This is a genomic window from Ruegeria sp. CG8 (assembly GCF_056537165.1).
This window is the reverse complement of sequence record NZ_JBQFRA010000003.1, coordinates 371,123-386,791: the sequence shown is the minus strand read 5'-3', so window position 1 is coordinate 386,791 and position 15,669 is coordinate 371,123. Positions and strand designations below refer to the sequence as shown.

The 15,669-nt window shown below is 61.1% G+C and carries 13 protein-coding genes; 7 read left to right on the top strand and 6 right to left on the bottom strand.

Features of this window, described 5'->3' with window-relative positions; translation table 11 throughout:
• Positions 1-259: 259 nt before the first annotated feature.
• The 4 genes from ACR0EF_RS12040 to ACR0EF_RS12025 are packed head-to-tail and all read right to left on the bottom strand — an operon-like array spanning position 260 to position 4,154.
• The gene (locus tag ACR0EF_RS12040) at positions 260-1,189 is read right to left on the bottom strand and encodes a metal ABC transporter permease (RefSeq protein ID WP_170360635.1); all 930 of its coding nucleotides are present in this window, start codon (positions 1,187-1,189) and stop codon (positions 260-262) included.
• Complete coding sequence (locus ACR0EF_RS12035; RefSeq protein WP_170372925.1) at positions 1,186-2,391, bottom strand: metal ABC transporter permease; 1,206 nt, start codon at positions 2,389-2,391, stop codon at positions 1,186-1,188. The genes ACR0EF_RS12040 and ACR0EF_RS12035 overlap by 4 nt, the downstream gene beginning before the upstream one ends.
• A gap of 3 nt (positions 2,392-2,394) precedes the next feature.
• Positions 2,395-3,198, bottom strand: a complete 804-nt coding sequence (locus tag ACR0EF_RS12030; protein WP_170341145.1) for a metal ABC transporter ATP-binding protein — start codon at positions 3,196-3,198, stop codon at positions 2,395-2,397.
• Positions 3,199-3,200: 2 nt separating this feature from the next.
• Complete coding sequence (locus ACR0EF_RS12025) at positions 3,201-4,154, bottom strand: metal ABC transporter solute-binding protein, Zn/Mn family (RefSeq protein ID WP_170372924.1); 954 nt, start codon at positions 4,152-4,154, stop codon at positions 3,201-3,203.
• A gap of 197 nt (positions 4,155-4,351) precedes the next feature.
• On the opposite strand from ACR0EF_RS12025, the gene deoC reads away from it, so the two are divergent.
• Genes deoC through ACR0EF_RS12010 form a run of 3 tightly spaced genes read left to right on the top strand, consistent with a single transcriptional unit; the run spans position 4,352 to position 8,531 of the window.
• A complete protein-coding gene (gene deoC, locus ACR0EF_RS12020; protein ID WP_170372923.1) occupies positions 4,352-5,350 on the top strand; it encodes a deoxyribose-phosphate aldolase in 999 nt (332 codons plus the stop codon).
• 11 nt (positions 5,351-5,361) lie between these two features.
• The gene (locus ACR0EF_RS12015) at positions 5,362-7,695 is read left to right on the top strand and encodes an aldehyde dehydrogenase family protein (RefSeq protein ID WP_170372922.1); all 2,334 of its coding nucleotides are present in this window, start codon (positions 5,362-5,364) and stop codon (positions 7,693-7,695) included.
• A gap of 26 nt (positions 7,696-7,721) precedes the next feature.
• Positions 7,722-8,531 (top strand): SDR family oxidoreductase, encoded by an 810-nt coding sequence (locus tag ACR0EF_RS12010; RefSeq protein ID WP_170372921.1) that lies wholly within the window; start codon positions 7,722-7,724, stop codon positions 8,529-8,531.
• 69 nt (positions 8,532-8,600) lie between these two features.
• Here ACR0EF_RS12010 and ACR0EF_RS12005 read toward each other — a convergent pair whose 3' ends face one another.
• Entirely contained in the window at positions 8,601-11,180 is a 2,580-nt protein-coding gene (locus ACR0EF_RS12005; RefSeq protein WP_170372920.1) for an AsmA family protein, read from the bottom strand.
• 314 nt (positions 11,181-11,494) lie between these two features.
• On the opposite strand from ACR0EF_RS12005, the gene ACR0EF_RS12000 reads away from it, so the two are divergent.
• From ACR0EF_RS12000 to ACR0EF_RS11985, 4 genes are all read left to right on the top strand, one after another.
• A complete protein-coding gene (locus ACR0EF_RS12000) occupies positions 11,495-11,764 on the top strand; it encodes a potassium channel family protein (protein ID WP_367646414.1) in 270 nt (89 codons plus the stop codon).
• A gap of 162 nt (positions 11,765-11,926) precedes the next feature.
• Positions 11,927-13,006, top strand: coding sequence for an AI-2E family transporter (locus tag ACR0EF_RS11995; RefSeq protein ID WP_170372918.1), 1,080 nt, complete (start codon positions 11,927-11,929; stop codon positions 13,004-13,006).
• Complete coding sequence (locus ACR0EF_RS11990; protein ID WP_170370224.1) at positions 13,003-14,067, top strand: HlyD family secretion protein; 1,065 nt, start codon at positions 13,003-13,005, stop codon at positions 14,065-14,067. The genes ACR0EF_RS11995 and ACR0EF_RS11990 overlap by 4 nt, the downstream gene beginning before the upstream one ends.
• Positions 14,057-15,073 (top strand): DUF2955 domain-containing protein, encoded by a 1,017-nt coding sequence (locus ACR0EF_RS11985; RefSeq protein ID WP_170372917.1) that lies wholly within the window; start codon positions 14,057-14,059, stop codon positions 15,071-15,073. The genes ACR0EF_RS11990 and ACR0EF_RS11985 overlap by 11 nt, the downstream gene beginning before the upstream one ends.
• Positions 15,074-15,115: 42 nt before the next feature.
• Here ACR0EF_RS11985 and ACR0EF_RS11980 read toward each other — a convergent pair whose 3' ends face one another.
• Positions 15,116-15,553 (bottom strand): cupin domain-containing protein, encoded by a 438-nt coding sequence (locus ACR0EF_RS11980; protein ID WP_217354739.1) that lies wholly within the window; start codon positions 15,551-15,553, stop codon positions 15,116-15,118.
• Between the last annotated feature and the right edge of the window lie 116 nt (positions 15,554-15,669).

Here is a 15,669-nt window from a genome sequence, read left to right as displayed (position 1 = left end):
ACGCGATTCTGCCACCGGTTTACGCTGCTTTGGTCTAGGGGGTCGGATCGCCCGGCCAATCGAGATGCGCAACCCGAATTGGTTGCCAAGAGTTTCACGATTGCCCGGACGATCCGTGGTGAGTGGTGGTCATTAAAGATGTAATGGCGCGGTGTCTAACACGGTGCGTTGGACAAATCTGCTTAAGGTTCGCTTGCCCCGTTTGGTGGGCAAAGTTTGGCCGATCACCGACCGGACCGGGTGGCGGGAACACGCCGGATCAGCCCGGACCCGGCGCTGCTGCGCGCATCCGGCAGGGGCCAAACACGGCCGCGAAAGCCAGAATCAGGCCGGACATGGTGGCAATCATCCCGGCCGCACTGACGGCGTCCGACCCGCCCAACCACAGCGGGCCATATCCAGCCAGGATATAGCCGGACACGGCGGATAGGATGGCGAAGACAACACTCCAGGCAATCTGGGTCTCAAGCCGGTCGGTCATCATCCGGGCGGCGGCCGGCGGGCAGATGAACATTGCGATCACGATGATCGAGCCGACGGCATCAAACGCGGCCACGGCTGCAATCGCCGCCGCAATCACCAGCGCCATTCCCAGCGCCCCGGTTCGAATGCCGATCGTCCGGGCAAAGCCTTCGTCGAAGGTCGAGATCTTGAGCGGCCGCCAGAACAGCCAGACGAACAGGCTGACACCCACCAATGTCAGGGCGATCCGAGCAAGCTCGGGTGGCAGACCGGCCAGCGCGACCGGATCCAGCAGCGAGGACCAGCCAGTCGCGTCAAGCCAGATCAGGCTTTCCAGGCTGCCATACAGTGCGTGTTCGACATCCAGATGAACGCTCGAGGTGTCGGTCTGCTCCAACAGCAGCACCCCTCCGGCGAACATGGTGGTGAACACGACGCCCATTGCGGCGCCCGGTTCGATCTGGCCCAGCCTCCGGATGGTCTCGATCAGCACAACGGCGACAACCGCCGCGCCCGCGGCGCCCAGCATCATCGGCCAGGTTGAGATCGCGCCGGTGACGAGAAAGGCCACGACGATTCCGGGCAGAACCACATGGCTGATGGCGTCGCCGATCAGTGCCTGTTTGCGGAGCACAAGGAAGTTTCCGGGCAATGCGCAGGCGATGGCCGCGAAGGTCCCGATCAGCAGCGGCGTCAGGGACAGGGGAACGAATTCTTCACCGCTCATGGGCGAACCTCCCGTGGTCCGCCGATGCGGCGGTCAATGTCGTCGATCTGGTCCCGGGTCAGAACCGTTTCGATGTCGCGCAATCCGTCATACAGGGCGGCGGCTGCCTCGTGCGCATTGTCGGCGCGTACGATTTCCCAGCGTTTCTCGTCGCGCAGCGCCTTGGCCGCCTGCGCTCTGCCGGCATCCGTAGCCACCCCGTCGGGCCGGGCAAGTCCGGTCTGACGCAGCAGGCGCAGTGTGTAGGGCTCATAGATGTTCTGGCCTTGAGCAAGCGCCAGCAACCCCTGTCGGATGTGAACCCGCCGCTGGAACCGCAGATGCCGCACGATCGCGGCCAACACGCCACGCACCGGAGCCAGAAACAGCGATACGACAAAAAAGCCAAAGCTGAACAGGACGATGATCGGTCCGGTCGGCAAGTTGGGCGCCGAGGCGGACACCGCCGCACCCAGATAGCCCGACAACCCACCAATGACCCCCGACAACAGCACCACATGGTCGGACCGGTCCGACCAGAACCGCGCCGTGACGGCGGGTATGATCAGCAAAGCCACGATCAGGATCAATCCGACGATCTTCAGCCCGACAACCGTGACCGCCATGACAAGTCCCATCATCGCAAGGTCGATGCGATGCACTGGCAGCCCCAAGGCGGCCGCATATTCGGAATCGAACGCCACCGTCATCATGGGGCGGCGGAGGATCATGACGAGCAGCAGCGTTGCAGCGCCGCCGATCGCGATGATCAGAGCGTCAGACCACAGCATCCCGGCCGTCGAGCCCAGCAAGAACCCCTCAAGCCCGGCCTGTCGGCCCACCCCCATGGTCTGGATGATTGTCAGCAGAACGATACCGAAGCCGAAGAAGACCGACAGGACCGCCCCGATCGCCGCGTCTTCGGCCAGACGGGTGCGGCGGATCAGCCAGTTCATGCACAACAGACCCACGGCGGCCGAAATCGCCGAGCCGCTCAGCAGTCCGATCAGGTTTCGCCCGGTTCCGCCCAGCGCCACCAAAACCATAAAGGCGATGCAGACGCCCGGGAGGGTCGCATGGCTAATTGCGTCACTAACCAGCGCCCGCTTGCGCAGAAACAGGAAGGTGCCTGTCACGCCGGCCGAAAACCCAAGCAGCGTGGCCCCGATGGCAACCAAGGTGGCGTTGTACCCCAATTGCAGGGTCAGTGCGTCCCACAGCATGTGTCAGCCCGCAGCGCCCGAGATCTGGTCGATCTGGGCGGTGGCCAGCCGGCCTCCATACGCGGCTTGAAGAGTCTCGGCGGTAAAGGCCTGCTCCACCGGGCCCTCGGCGACCTTGCGGGTATTGATCAGGAACACGTGGTCGAAATAATCCGTGACCGTGGCAAGGTCATGGTGGACCACGACCACCGTCTTGCCGGCTTCCCTAAGGGACTTGAGGACCGAGATTATGGCTTTTTCGGTGGCGGCATCGACCCCGGCAAACGGTTCATCCAGCAGGTACAGATCGGCATCCTGAGCCAGTGCGCGCGCCAGAAACACCCGTTGCTGCTGACCACCCGAAAGCTGGCCGATCTGGCGGTCCGCAAACTCATGCATCCCGACCCGATGCAGACACTCCATCGCGTGGGCCATGTGTCGCATCCGGACCCGGCCCAGCAAGCCCAGTTCCCGCGACAGGCCCATCAGGACCACGTCGATGACCCGCGTCGGGAAATCCCAATCGACGCTGGCGCGCTGCGGAACATAGGCGATTCGGGCCCGCTGCCGGTCCAACGCCTTGCCGAACACCAGCACCTGGCCCGACAGCGGCTTGACGATACCCAGCGCCGCCTTGAGCAGCGTCGATTTGCCAGCGCCGTTCGGTCCGATGATGGCCGTCATGGCCCCGGGTTGCACCGTCATGTCTACCGAGAAAATGGCCGGCTTCTGACCGTAGGATACGGTCATCCCCCGGATCACAAGTGGGCTGTCCTGCACCGTCAGGTCCCCGTTTGATGACGATTTGCCAGCCGCAAGTTCCAACATGGTCAGAGCCCCGCCGACAGCTTGCCGGTCATGCCGCGTTCGGGCACATCCGCACCCAGGCCCCGTGCAATGACCGTGATGTTGTGATCCAGCATCCCGATATAGGTGCCCTCGTAGGTGCCCGGCTCGCCCATGGCGTCCGAATACAACTCACCCCCGACCGAGACGGTATGACCCTTCGCCGCCGCACCCTCGATCAACGCCCGCATCGACCGATCCGAGACCGAGCTTTCAACGAAGACGGCGGTCAGGTTGCGCGCGACCAAAGTGTTGACCAATTCTCCGATCCGGTTCAGCCCCGCCTCGGACTGGGTCGAGATACCCTGTATCCCCAACACTTCGAACCCGAATTCCTCGCCGAAATAGGCAAAGGCGTCATGGGCGGTGACCAGCACCCGGTTGTCTTCGGGCACCTGGGTCAGCACCTTTTTCCCATAAGCGTCCAACTGGTCGATTTCAGCCAGAAAACGCTGGGCGTTGGCGGCGAAATAAGCGGCGGAGTCCGGCCGCACGTCGGTCAGCGCCTTTTGCACCTCGACCACGACGTCTTTCCACAAGACCGGGCTCATCCACACATGCGGATCGTATTTGTCGGCATAGTCGGCATGTGCACGCAGTTTAGACTTGTCGATGGCATCCGCCACGGCAACGACTTTGCGTTTGCGCCCGAGGTCGTGGAAGAAGTCTTCCATCTGCGCCTCAAGATACAAGCCGTGCCACAAGACCAGGTCGGCCCTTGTCGCGGCAACGATATCGCTGCGGGTCTGGCGATAGCCGTGCGGGTCGACTCCGGGACCCATCAGCCCTTTGACTTCGACCTGATCACCGCCGACCTGCTGCACGGCGTCCGCAATCATTCCGGTCGTCGCCACGACCTTCAGCGGCGCCTCGGCCCACGCCGCCAAGGGCAGCGCGGCACCAAGAGCAAGGGCAAAAAGAAAACTGCGGCGAATCATATGTGACCTCGTTCCGAGTACCAGTTGAGAATGAATATGCGAACCATTCGCAACTAAGTCAACCGTGTTGCGAATTACTCGCAAGAAAAAGCCGGATTTGTCCATTTGGTCAAAAAAGTGGCCAAAGGCGTCCAGTTTGCCTTTCCTTTGGCCGTTTCCCGTGCGATTTTGGCGCAAACCTCCCAAAGGACGTGACAATGGATACGCAGAGCTCAGAAAGCCCCGTGCGCACCGCGCATCTGCCGCAAGTGACCGAGCCCCGAAACCCCGGCATGGATCTGGACCTGGACTGGGTGCGCGCCGTGCAGGCCAACACCTCGGCCATTGAACGCCGCGCCGCGACCCTGCCCGGGCGCCGGTCGGTCAAGAAAGAGCATCAGGCCGCCTGGCTGCTGAAGGCGATCACCATGATCGACCTGACCACCCTATCGGGCGATGACACCGAGGGCCGCGTGCGCCGCCTGTGCGCCAAGGCCCGGCAGCCGGTGTCCCCCGCGCTTCTGAAGGCGCTGGACATGCCGCCGATCACCACCGGCGCGGTCTGTGTCTATCACGACATGATCGAAACGGCGGTGGATGCGCTGAAAGGCACCGGCATTCCGGTCGCGGCCGTGTCCACCGGCTTTCCGGCGGGCCTGTCGCCCTTTCACCTGCGCGTGGCCGAGATCGAGGAAAGCGTGAAGGCCGGGGCCGAGGAGATCGACATCGTGATCTCGCGCCGCCATGTGCTGCAGGGCAACTGGCAGGCGCTGTATGACGAGATGAAAGCGTTTCGTGCGGCCTGCGGCGAGGCGCATGTTAAGGCCATCCTGGCCACCGGCGAGTTGGGCAGCCTGCGCAACGTGGCGCGCGCCTCGCTGGTCTGCATGATGGCCGGGGCCGATTTCATCAAGACCTCGACCGGCAAGGAAAGCGTCAACGCCACCCTGCCCGTGTCGCTGGTGATGATCCGCGCGATCCGTGACTATTATGACCGCACCGGCTATCGCGTGGGCTACAAGCCCGCGGGCGGGATCTCCAAGGCCAAGGACGCGCTGGTCTACCTTTCGCTGATCAAGGACGAGCTGGGCGGCCGCTGGCTACAACCCGACCTGTTCCGGTTCGGCGCGTCGTCCCTGCTGGGCGATATCGAGCGGCAGTTGGAACATTTCGTCACCGGGGCATACTCGGCCGGATACCGGCACCCGATGGGCTGAGGACAGGAACAATGACAGTCAAAGAGATTTTCGAGACCATGGAATACGGACCCGCCCCGGAAAGTGCCGCCGAAGCCCTGGCATGGCTGGTCGACCAGGGCGACAAGTTCGGCCATTTCATCGACGGCGCCTTCACCAAGCCCGGCCAAGGGTTTGAAAGCCGCAACCCGGCCACGGGCGAGGTTCTGGCCAAGCTGACCCAGGCCACCCAAGCCGATGTGGACGCCGCCGTGGCCGCCGCCCGCAAGGCGCAACCCAAATGGGAAAAGCTGGGCGGCCCGGCCCGCGCCCGTTACCTCTATGCCATCGCGCGGCTGATCCAGAAGCATGCCCGCCTGTTCGCAGTGCTGGAAACGCTGGACAACGGCAAGCCGATCCGGGAATCGCGCGACATCGACATTCCGCTGGTGCAGCGGCATTTCTACTATCACGCAGGCATGGCCCAGCTGATGGAAGCCGAGCTGCCCGACGCGCAGGCGCTGGGGGTCTGCGGCCAGATCATCCCGTGGAACTTCCCGCTGCTGATGCTGGCGTGGAAGGTGGCCCCGGCGCTGGCCATGGGCAACACGGTGGTTCTGAAACCTGCCGAATACACCTCGCTTACGGCGCTGCTGTTTGCCGATGTCTGCATGCAGGCCGGTCTGCCCAAGGGCGTGGTCAACATCGTCACCGGCGACGGCGCGGTGGGCGAGATGATCGTGGCCGCGGACGTGGACAAGATCGCCTTTACCGGCTCGACGATCGTGGGGCGCCGCATCCGCGAGGCCACCGCCGGGTCTGGCAAGGCCCTGACGCTCGAGCTGGGGGGCAAGTCGCCCTATATCGTCTTTGACGATGCCGACATCGATTCAGCCATCGAAGGTCTGGTCGATGCGATCTGGTTCAACCAGGGCCAGGTCTGCTGTGCGGGCTCGCGCTTGCTGGTGCAGGAGGGCATCGCCGAGCGGTTCTACGCCAAGCTGCGCGCGCGTATGGACACGCTGCGCATCGGCAACCCGCTGGACAAATGTATCGACGTGGGTGCCGTGGTGGACCCGGTACAGCTGCAGACCATCAAATCGATGGTCGAGGGCAACGCGGTGGGCCAAGTTTACCAACCCGCCTGTGAGTTGCCCGCCAACGGCTGCTACTACCCGCCGACGCTGATCACCGGCCTCGAAACCTCGGACCCGCTGATGCAGGAGGAGATATTCGGCCCGGTTCTGGTCTCGTCGACCTTCCGTACCCCGGCCGAGGCGGTCGAGCTGGCCAACAACACCCGCTACGGACTGGCGGCCACGGTCTGGACCGAGAACGTCAACCTTGCGCTGGACATCGCGCCCAAGCTGGTCGCGGGCGTGGTCTGGGTCAATGCCACCAACCTGTTCGACGCGGCCGCAGGCTTTGGCGGCGTGCGCGAAAGCGGCTTTGGCCGGGAAGGCGGCTGGGAAGGGCTGAGCGCCTATACCAAGCCCAAGGGCAAAGCCAAGCCGCTGGCCAAGATCGAACCTATTGTGGGCGAAGGCGGCCCAGTCGATCCGGTCGACCGCACGGCCAAACTGTATGTCGGCGGCAAGCAGGCGCGGCCCGATGGCGGCTATTCCCGCGCGGTCTGGGGCAAGGCGGGGCTGCTGGGCCATGTGGGTCTGGCCAACCGCAAGGACGTGCGCAACGCGGTCGAGGCCGCGGCAGGCGCGGCGGGCTGGTCGAAAACAACCGGCCATCTGCGCGCGCAGATTCTGTATTACATCGGCGAGAACCTCTCGGCCCGCGCCGACGAGTTCGCGCATCGCATCGACGCAATGACCGGCCGCAAGGACGGCGCGAAAGAAGTCGACGCCGCAATCCAGCGCCTGTTCACTGCAGCCGCCTGGGCCGACAAGTATGACGGCCAGGTGCATGGCGTTCCTATCCGGGGCGTGGCGATTGCAATGAAGGAACCGGTTGGCGTGATCGGCGCGCTTTGCGCTGATGAGGCGCCGCTGCTGGGTCTGGTCTCGGCCATGGCGCCGGCGATCGCGATGGGCAACCGGGTGGTTCTGGTGGCGTCCGAGCCCTATCCGCTGGCGGCCACCGATTTCTATCAGGTGCTGGACACTTCGGACGTGCCCGCAGGCGTGGTCAATATCCTGACGGGCAGCCACGAGGAGCTGGCCAAACCGCTGGCCTCGCATCTGAACGTGGATGCGGTTTGGTCCTTCTCGTCGTCGGACCTGTCAGCACAGATCGAGGTCGTCTCGGCCGGGAACCTGAAACGGACCTGGGTCAATAACGCGACGGCATTCGATTGGGGCATGGACCACACCCGCCGCTTCCTGCAGGCTGCGACCGAGATCAAGAACATCTGGGTGCCCTACGGCGAGTAGGGCCCCTCCAAAGCGGGAGGCTCTACATGGACTTTGCAGGAAAGACGGTCATCGTCATCGGCGGGACCAGCGGTATCAATCGGGGCATCGCCGAGGCCTTCGCGGCCTCGAGCGCCAAACTGGCCGTGGCCAGCCGCTCGCAGGAGAAGGTGGACGACACCATCGCCGCGCTGAAGGCAGCCGGCGCGGCCGAGACCATCGGCGCGGCCTTCGACGTGCGTGATGCCGAGGCGGTCGCCGCGGGGCTGGAACAGTTCCACGCGGCGCTCGGTGATTTCGACGTGCTGGTTTCGGGGGCGGCGGGCAACTTCCCGGCGCTGATGGCGGAGATGTCGGTCAACGCCTTCCGCACCGTGGTCGAGATCGACCTGATGGGTACTGTGCATGTGCTGAAAGGCGCCTATCCCTATCTGAAACGGCCCGGCGGCAACATCATCAACATTTCGGCCCCGCAATCCTATCTGCCCTACGAGGGCCAGGCCCATGTCTGCGCGGCCAAGGCGGGGGTCGATCAGATCACCCGCACCCTGTCGATGGAATGGGGCGTGGAAGGCATCCGGGTGAACTCGGTGGTGCCGGGTTTCATCGAAGGCACCGAGGGCGCCAAGCGTCTGGCCCCCACCCCCGACGCGGGCGAGCAGCTGCGCCGAGACGTGCCGCTGGGCCGCTGGGGCACGCCCCAGGACGTGGCCAACGCCTGTCTGTTCCTGGCCTCGGACATGGCCAGCTATGTCAGCGGTACGGTTCTGGCCGTGGACGGGGCGCTGTATCAGCGCGGCTCGGGTCAGTTCGGCCAGATGATGGGGCAGATGCTGCGCAGCATGAAAAAGGGGTGATCCGCGTCCGACAGGCTCGGCCGGCCTTGCCGAACACAGGCAGGGCCGTGGCCGCTTGGCAAACCGCCTCTACTGCAACTGCAGGATATCCGGGATGCAGAGCTTTCTTTGTGCCGGCATCTGGTCTGCACCATCCGACCGCTTCAGCCTTTTCGGACCATCCTTGACTTTGACCTTGGGCTCAGCGAGCGCGCCCCTCAGGGTCACTGGCCACGGGCTGCGCGCAAGTGGCTCGCCAATCTTTCTTGGTTGGATGTTCAGGTCCAACACCTTGTCCGTCAGGTCGACAGCGCCAAAGACAACGACCTGAACATGATCTGTTTCCAGCGTCGTCTGTTTCGTCTCGATTTTTCCGTTGGAAATGCTGATCGGCGCGCGCAGGCACACGATTGGCGCCACTTTCTGTTTTTCCTTGGTAAATACCCACGGAAGAATACCCAGCCCGGCCAGATCCAGAAGCTGGGTTTCGATCGAACCGTCACGCATGGAAACCGTGGCATTGCCACTCATACTGCCGACGAATTGCTTGACGGTATCCGTGCCCCCCGTAACCGAGAAATCTGCGTACACCGTGCCGCTGGCGCCTTTCTTGAAGTTCAGGTTTTGCAGAAGGTCATCCAACTGCCATCCGCCCGCCTTTCCGGTCAGGGTCAGCAGATGTGCCTCATTCGAAAGATCCATTTGCCCGCTGACGTCGAAATGACCACCTCCGTATTCAAACTTCAGAGGTCCGGCCCGTAGCTCGTTTTCGTCCAGAGTCAGTTCGCTCTGCAGGCTGCTGATGCCCTTTGCACCCTCAATGTGACGCAGGTCTATGTCGACATCTACATTCACACCCGACAGCAAAATGGCCCGCCCGATGGGTTTGAGGGTCACATCCCTCAACGGACCTGTGTCACCGTCGCCTTGCTCGGCATCTTCCTGCTCCGGCGGTGAACCACCTATCTTGCGCAGTTGGGCGGCCGCCTGAACGATGGTCCGGATTTGATCGATTTTTATCAGATCGCTCTCGATCGACCCCTGCAGCACGGGATCGCTTGTTGCGTCATCAAGATCCGCCGCGATTTTCAAGACCGACTCGGAAACCTCGACATTGGCTTTGGCATTCCAATCGGTGCCTTCACTTACCAGGTCGATTTCAAGATGGGCTCGACCGGTGTCCACCGGCTCCAGCGACAAGGCCTTCAGAAGATCTGCGCCCGACGGAACATCCACGTCGATTGCCAGATCCAGATTCTCGAACTTGAGGACATTTTCTACGGACCCGTGCACCTCCAGGCTCCAGACCTCGGTTTCGCTTGTCTGACCATCCAGATTGGTCAAAGCAAGCTGTTCGATGTTTCCGTTCAAATGAAAGTTTCCCGAAAACCTGCCCAGCTGGTCATCGGGGCCCAGCAGTTCGGGCGAGATCAGACTGCTTGCCGGAATATCGATCAAACCTTCGGCGGATACGCCCTGCAACTGCAACGCATCCTCGACCGAACCGGTCAGAATGATAAACGGATCGGCAGGGTTTCCGATCCTCAAATTGATGTTGCCCACGCTCAGGGCGCCTTCGGGCGTTCTGGCAAGCTCGGAGAATTTGATCGGCGGCGGGCCCTCACCAGAGGTGTCCAAGGTGAAACCGTTCGTCTTGATGACCATCTGCCGTTGCGGGACCTGTCCAGGGACACTGTCGATGACCATATCCACGGCAATAAGCTTGAGGTCATACCGCGAGGCTGCCGGCGCCGGCTCGGCATCCTCAGGATACAGGCGAATGCGGGTCGTCAGAGAAACGTCTTCTGGATTGCCCAATTCCCCGATTTGTCCGGTGACGGAAAGGCTTTGGCCACCATCCAGCTCGGCCAGAACAGACAGGTCATCAACCCTTGCGACGCCGTCTGCCAGCTTGAATGTTGCACCAACATTGCCCGAACCCTCCAACACGCGGTTGAGTTTCAAGACATCGAGCAGTTGACCCAATTGATCGACCTCGAGGGTCGCCTTGACCTGAAGGCCGGTCTCAACAGGAATCTGTTGAGCTTCAACCGAAATCTGATCAAAGTTCAATGCCACTTGGAACGGGTCCTGGGGCGGAAACGTGCCCTTCAAGTCAAAACTCTGACCGTTGAGCGACCCCGTTCCGACCGCCGAGGCAACATCGGTTTCGGCATCGCGCTGCAAAACCAGTTCTGGAAGCTGCAAGTCCAGTCCAATGCCGTTCAGGTCGTTCTGATAGAGTACGGTGACATCCTTGAGGTCGATCGTGCTATCCGTCAGGATACCGGCCAAAGGTTGGGTCGGGCGTTCCGCAGTCTTGTCGGTTTCGGCCCCGGCGCGCGAAAAGGACTGCCAGTTGGTCACGCCTTCTTCGTCTTTGATCAAGTTCAGATGAACCCCCGACACTGAAAGATTGCTCACCGACAGCTTGCTGTTCCACAGGTCCCGTGCAGATACTTCGAATTCGATCTGATCAATCGCTGCCAGATCCGCCTCGGCCTTGGGCGTAGCGGGAAGGACCAGTCCAGATGCTGATACCTGCAACTGACGGCCAAGGCCCAAACGCACCTCATCCTCAATCAAAACCTGCTGACCCAGCTTTTTTGAGATCAGGTTCTCAACGAAACTGGTCCGCACCGACGAGAACAAAGCGGAAGACAGAAACAACCAAGCCGCGGCAAAAACCAAAAGCGCGACCGCGCAACAGATCAAGACACCTTTGACAATTATTCGCACGTTATCCCTCAGCGTCCCGATTCAGCATGTGATTACCCTAGAGCATTTATCCATCATGTTAATGGAATACATGTTTCGCGCGCCTTCCGAGGCCACGAGATCGCCGTTGCCCGGGCCAACTCACCCTTTGGATTCACACAATCATCCATTTACTGCTATATGTGAATTCTTTTGCGAATGAGGGCATGATGAATTCACTAACCAGAATAACGCGTGGGATAGGTGTCGCATTCAAGGACGGCAGAGTGAAGGGCATACTCGCCTTCACCGTCGGAATGATCCTTTGGGCGTCCGTGTTCTACCATTTTGTCGAGGGGTGGAGCTGGTTGGACTCCGTCTATTTTTCCGTAGTAACGATCTCGACCGTGGGTTTTGGCGACTTTTCTCCCGAAACCGCTGCGGGCAAGATCTTTACGATGGCGTACATAATCGTGGGTCTGGGTATCTTCGTCACCGCCGCCACGACCGTGGCCGACACGATCCTGTCCCAAGACGACGAGACCTCGCAAAAATAGGCTCTGGCAAGGTGAGCAGCCGCGTGCTTTGCACCTCAGGATCCGCTTGCAAAGTGGGGGCTGAGTCAACCACCGCTCTGCCGGAAACCCCTAAAAGCTCAAAAAATATACATATTTGCTTTTTTGAGTGTAACATACGGAAAAACATACCAGGGGGATGGAATGGAAAAGACTCAGGACGCAAAGATTGTCGATCTTGCGATAAGGTTGCTGTTTCTCGGGCTGTTCCTATACAGCGCCTTGGTCATGGTCGCCCCGCTTGCAAGCGTGGTCATCTGGGCCACAATTCTCTGCGTTGCGCTTTATCCGGCCTTCGATTGGCTTCAGTCCAAGCTGGGAGGACGGAAGAAGCTGGCAACGACGATCCTGGTTTTGCTGGGTCTGGTTCTCACATTGGGGCCGGTAGCAACGGCGGTATCTGGGGCTGCGGAACTGGGGTCCGAGTTTGCCGAGCAAGCTGACAAGGGCGAGTTGAAGATACCGCCGGCGCCGGAAGGCCTGAAGGATCTGCCTCTGGTCGGCGCCAAGCTTGCCGATGCCTGGGGCATGTTCGAACGGAACTTGGATGGTGCGCTTGCAAAATACGGCCCACAAATCCTCGAGATCACCAAATCGCTCTTTGGCAAAGTCCTGGGGATCGGAATCGGGCTTCTCGGCCTTGCGCTGTCGGTGTTGATCATGGGCGCCCTGTTCAGCCCCGGACCGGATCTGGTGCAGGGCCTTCAGCGCTTTGCCAACCGCGTCTTTGCGCCACGCGGCGGCGAATTCGTCACTCTGGCTGGGGCCACGATCCGGAACGTCACCAAGGGAGTAATCGGGGTTGCCGCCATTCAGGCCGTCGTTGTCTGGGTCCTGTTGGCGCTGTTCGGGATATCCTCGGCCGCGACGCTGGCGTTCATCTGCCTGATCCTCTCGATCATCCAGATCGGCCCCGGCCTCGTCCTTCTGCCGCTGGTCATCTATGCATGGAGTTCCATGTCCGGCGGTGCGGCGCTGATCTTCACCGTTCTGGCCATTCCCGTCAGCATAATGGACAGCTTCCTGCGGCCGGTTTTCATTTCAAAAGGCCTGGAGACCCCGATGCTCGTGATCCTCATCGGGGTGCTGGGCGGGATGATGGCCTATGGCCTGATCGGCATCTTCATGGGTCCGGTCTTGTTCGCCGTCTTCTACGAGTTATTCAAGGTCTGGATCGACGCCTCACCAACGACCGATGACACCGCCGAGGGAGCCGCAAAATGAGGAAGACGATCTGGACGACACTGGCCGTCATTCTCATCTTCCTCACCTGGTATCTGGTTGCCGACCGCAAGACGCCGTTCACCGGGAACGCACGGGTAAAGGCCGTGGCGACCCAAATCGTTCCGCAGGTCACGGGAACCGTGATCGAGGTATTGGTAGAAAACGGGCAGGTCGTCTCGGCCGGCGATCTGCTGGTTCGGATCGACCCGAGACCCTACGAGATTGATCGCGACAGAGCCCAGGCCGACCTTGAGGCGGCCACTCAGGAGGTGGGTGCGTCCTCGGCCGAGGTAAGTGCGGCGCAAGCCAAGTTGGCCCGCGCGCAGAGCGATCTGGATACGATGCGCATTCAGACGGAGCGGGTCTTCGCGCTCGAGAAGAAAGGGCTGATTGCCATCTCGAAAGCCGACGATGCCCGAGGCCAGCTGGCCGAGTCCGAGGCGAACTATGAAAACGCCAAAGCAGATCTGGAGAAGGCCAAGCAAAGGCTTGGGGACGAAGGGAATGAGAATCCCAAAATCCAACGTGCCTTGGCGGCTTTGGCCGATGCCGAGCTCAATCTGGAATGGACCGAACTGCGCGCGCCGGCTACGGGCGTCATATCCAACTTGTTGATTGCACCCGGCACATACGCCCGGTCCGGCCAGGATCTGCTGACGTTTCTTGATGCGACGGACGTGTGGATCGAGGCGTATTTCACCGAGAACAATCTGGGGCGCGCCACCGTCGGGTCTCCGGTGGATGTCGTGCTGGATATGCACCCCGGTCAGATCATCCCGGGCAAAATCGAAAGCTTCAGCGCGGCGGTCTCGCTGAGTGGCGGCGACACACCCGGACAATTGGCAAGCCCGCCGAGCACCAAAGGCTTTCTGCGTGAACCTGAACGGTTTCCCGTGCGCATCATACTGCCGGGCTACGAGGCCGGAAGCGCGGAAGACGACCTCAGGTTTCAGTTGAACGGTCAGGCGGATGTCATCATGTACCTCAGCGACAACGGGATACTGAACGCGGTCGGTCGGACATACATTCGTTTGGTTTCGATCTTTTCTTATGCGTACTGAGGACAGAAACGCCGTTTACAGACTTGCACTGGGTGTGACCGCCGTCTTTTCCTTGGGGCTTTTTCTCGGGTGGCCATTGGCGGTTGTTGGCGCGGTGTTCACCGCGCTCTTCCTTCAGGCACCTACCGCGTTGCCCCTGGCCGCGTTTGCGAAACTGTTCGTTTTCTCGATTGCGTTGATGTTCGTTTCTTTCCTGCTCTCATCGGTTTTCGCGCCCTATCCGGTCGTGTTTCTGATATTGGTGGCGATCGGGATAATCCTGTCCTTCATATGGTCCGTGTCTGGTGCCGGTGTCCTGCCGGGCGTCATCGCCCTGATGGGGGCGCTGATGATCCCCAACCTCGTTCTGCAATCTCAGGATCTGGCGCTGGTGCTTGTATTCTGGATCCCGCTGAATCTGTTGTTTGCCGGTTTCGTATCGACGCTGATGTTCACGCTGATTCCGGCCGCCCCCCAGAACGCCACGCAGGCCAAAGCCGCATCCGCCGCTGACTTTGACAAGCATCGGCGCATCGTCAGAATGTCGCTTGTCACGGTTCCTTTCGCCCTGGCGTTTTTTGTGGCTGGTGCGTCTGCCCTGTTGGTTCTGTTCTTTGTGGCCCTTCTCAGCCAGCAGCTCGCTGCGATGCCTGCCGCCGGCAAAGCCGTGGCCAAGGCGATGCTGACGGCAAACCTGCTCGGCGCAGCGGCGTCCATCATCTGCTACGAAGTCAACGTCATCGCGCCGGTCATTCTCACGCCGATCCTGTTGTGCTTTTTCGCCTGCGTGACGCTGGGCGCGCTCGGCAAATCCCAGATCCCGCTGGCCGCCGCCGCCGGATCGGCCCTGACGACGGTCCTGATTGTCTACGGCGGGTCGATTTCACCGTTTTCGGACGAGGCCGATGTCAAAAGCATCACTCGCGTTCTGCAAGTCGCAAGCGCGGCCCTGTTCGTCATCATAGCCTACGTGGTCGTGGATGAGTTCTGGCCGGAAAAGAAACGCGAAAACCCGGTGAATGCTTGACGCAGCCGCCAACTTTGGCGCCCGAGGCAAATTGGACTGACGTCAAAGCTGCAGGGGCGGCCCCAGAAACTCGATCTGCCATTTCTCGGAGAATGCATTCAGCACGTCCCGGTCGGGAACTCCGTCTGCCATGATGTCTCCCAGCCCGTTGAAAAAGGCGACCGTGTCGAAGGATGGCAGTATCATGACCAGTTGCCGCGCCGGCCCGTCGGAAAGGTTGCGAAACGCATGCGCGGCGCCCCCGGGGATCGTTACGACATCCCCTGTTTCTGCAACAAAGCGCTTACCATCGCACTCATAGAGATACTGCCCGTCCAAAACGCGAAAGATTTCAGTTTGTGGGTGACGGTGCAGAGGCGGGCCAAACCCCGGTTCGTTGATTGTCTCTATGACCGATATATTCTCGTCGGTGGTGTCGTGCGGTATCCGGACAAACAACTGCAGTCCAATCGCCGGGACGTGGATGGGAGGGTCGGTCAACTTCGAATGCCAGAAATTATAAGGCATCAATGATCCTTCCTTACCCGCGAAAACAGTTCCGCTTCATGATGACATCTGTCCATCAAGTGAAACAAGCCCGCCGGTGGACCCGCATG

What these genes read in the sequence shown, in the direction of transcription:
- ACR0EF_RS11990 (WP_170370224.1), top strand. Translation starts at nt 13,003, where the DNA reads ATGAGGAAGACGATCTGGACGACACTGGCCGTCATTCTCATCTTCCTC.
- ACR0EF_RS12030 (WP_170341145.1), bottom strand. Translation starts at nt 3,198, where the DNA reads ATGTTGGAACTTGCGGCTGGCAAATCGTCATCAAACGGGGACCTGACG.
- deoC (WP_170372923.1), top strand. Translation starts at nt 4,352, where the DNA reads ATGGATACGCAGAGCTCAGAAAGCCCCGTGCGCACCGCGCATCTGCCG.
- ACR0EF_RS12040 (WP_170360635.1), bottom strand. Translation starts at nt 1,189, where the DNA reads ATGAGCGGTGAAGAATTCGTTCCCCTGTCCCTGACGCCGCTGCTGATC.
- ACR0EF_RS12010 (WP_170372921.1), top strand. Translation starts at nt 7,722, where the DNA reads ATGGACTTTGCAGGAAAGACGGTCATCGTCATCGGCGGGACCAGCGGT.
- ACR0EF_RS11995 (WP_170372918.1), top strand. Translation starts at nt 11,927, where the DNA reads ATGGAAAAGACTCAGGACGCAAAGATTGTCGATCTTGCGATAAGGTTG.
- ACR0EF_RS12015 (WP_170372922.1), top strand. Translation starts at nt 5,362, where the DNA reads ATGACAGTCAAAGAGATTTTCGAGACCATGGAATACGGACCCGCCCCG.
- ACR0EF_RS12025 (WP_170372924.1), bottom strand. Translation starts at nt 4,154, where the DNA reads ATGATTCGCCGCAGTTTTCTTTTTGCCCTTGCTCTTGGTGCCGCGCTG.
- ACR0EF_RS12035 (WP_170372925.1), bottom strand. Translation starts at nt 2,391, where the DNA reads ATGCTGTGGGACGCACTGACCCTGCAATTGGGGTACAACGCCACCTTG.
- ACR0EF_RS11985 (WP_170372917.1), top strand. Translation starts at nt 14,057, where the DNA reads ATGCGTACTGAGGACAGAAACGCCGTTTACAGACTTGCACTGGGTGTG.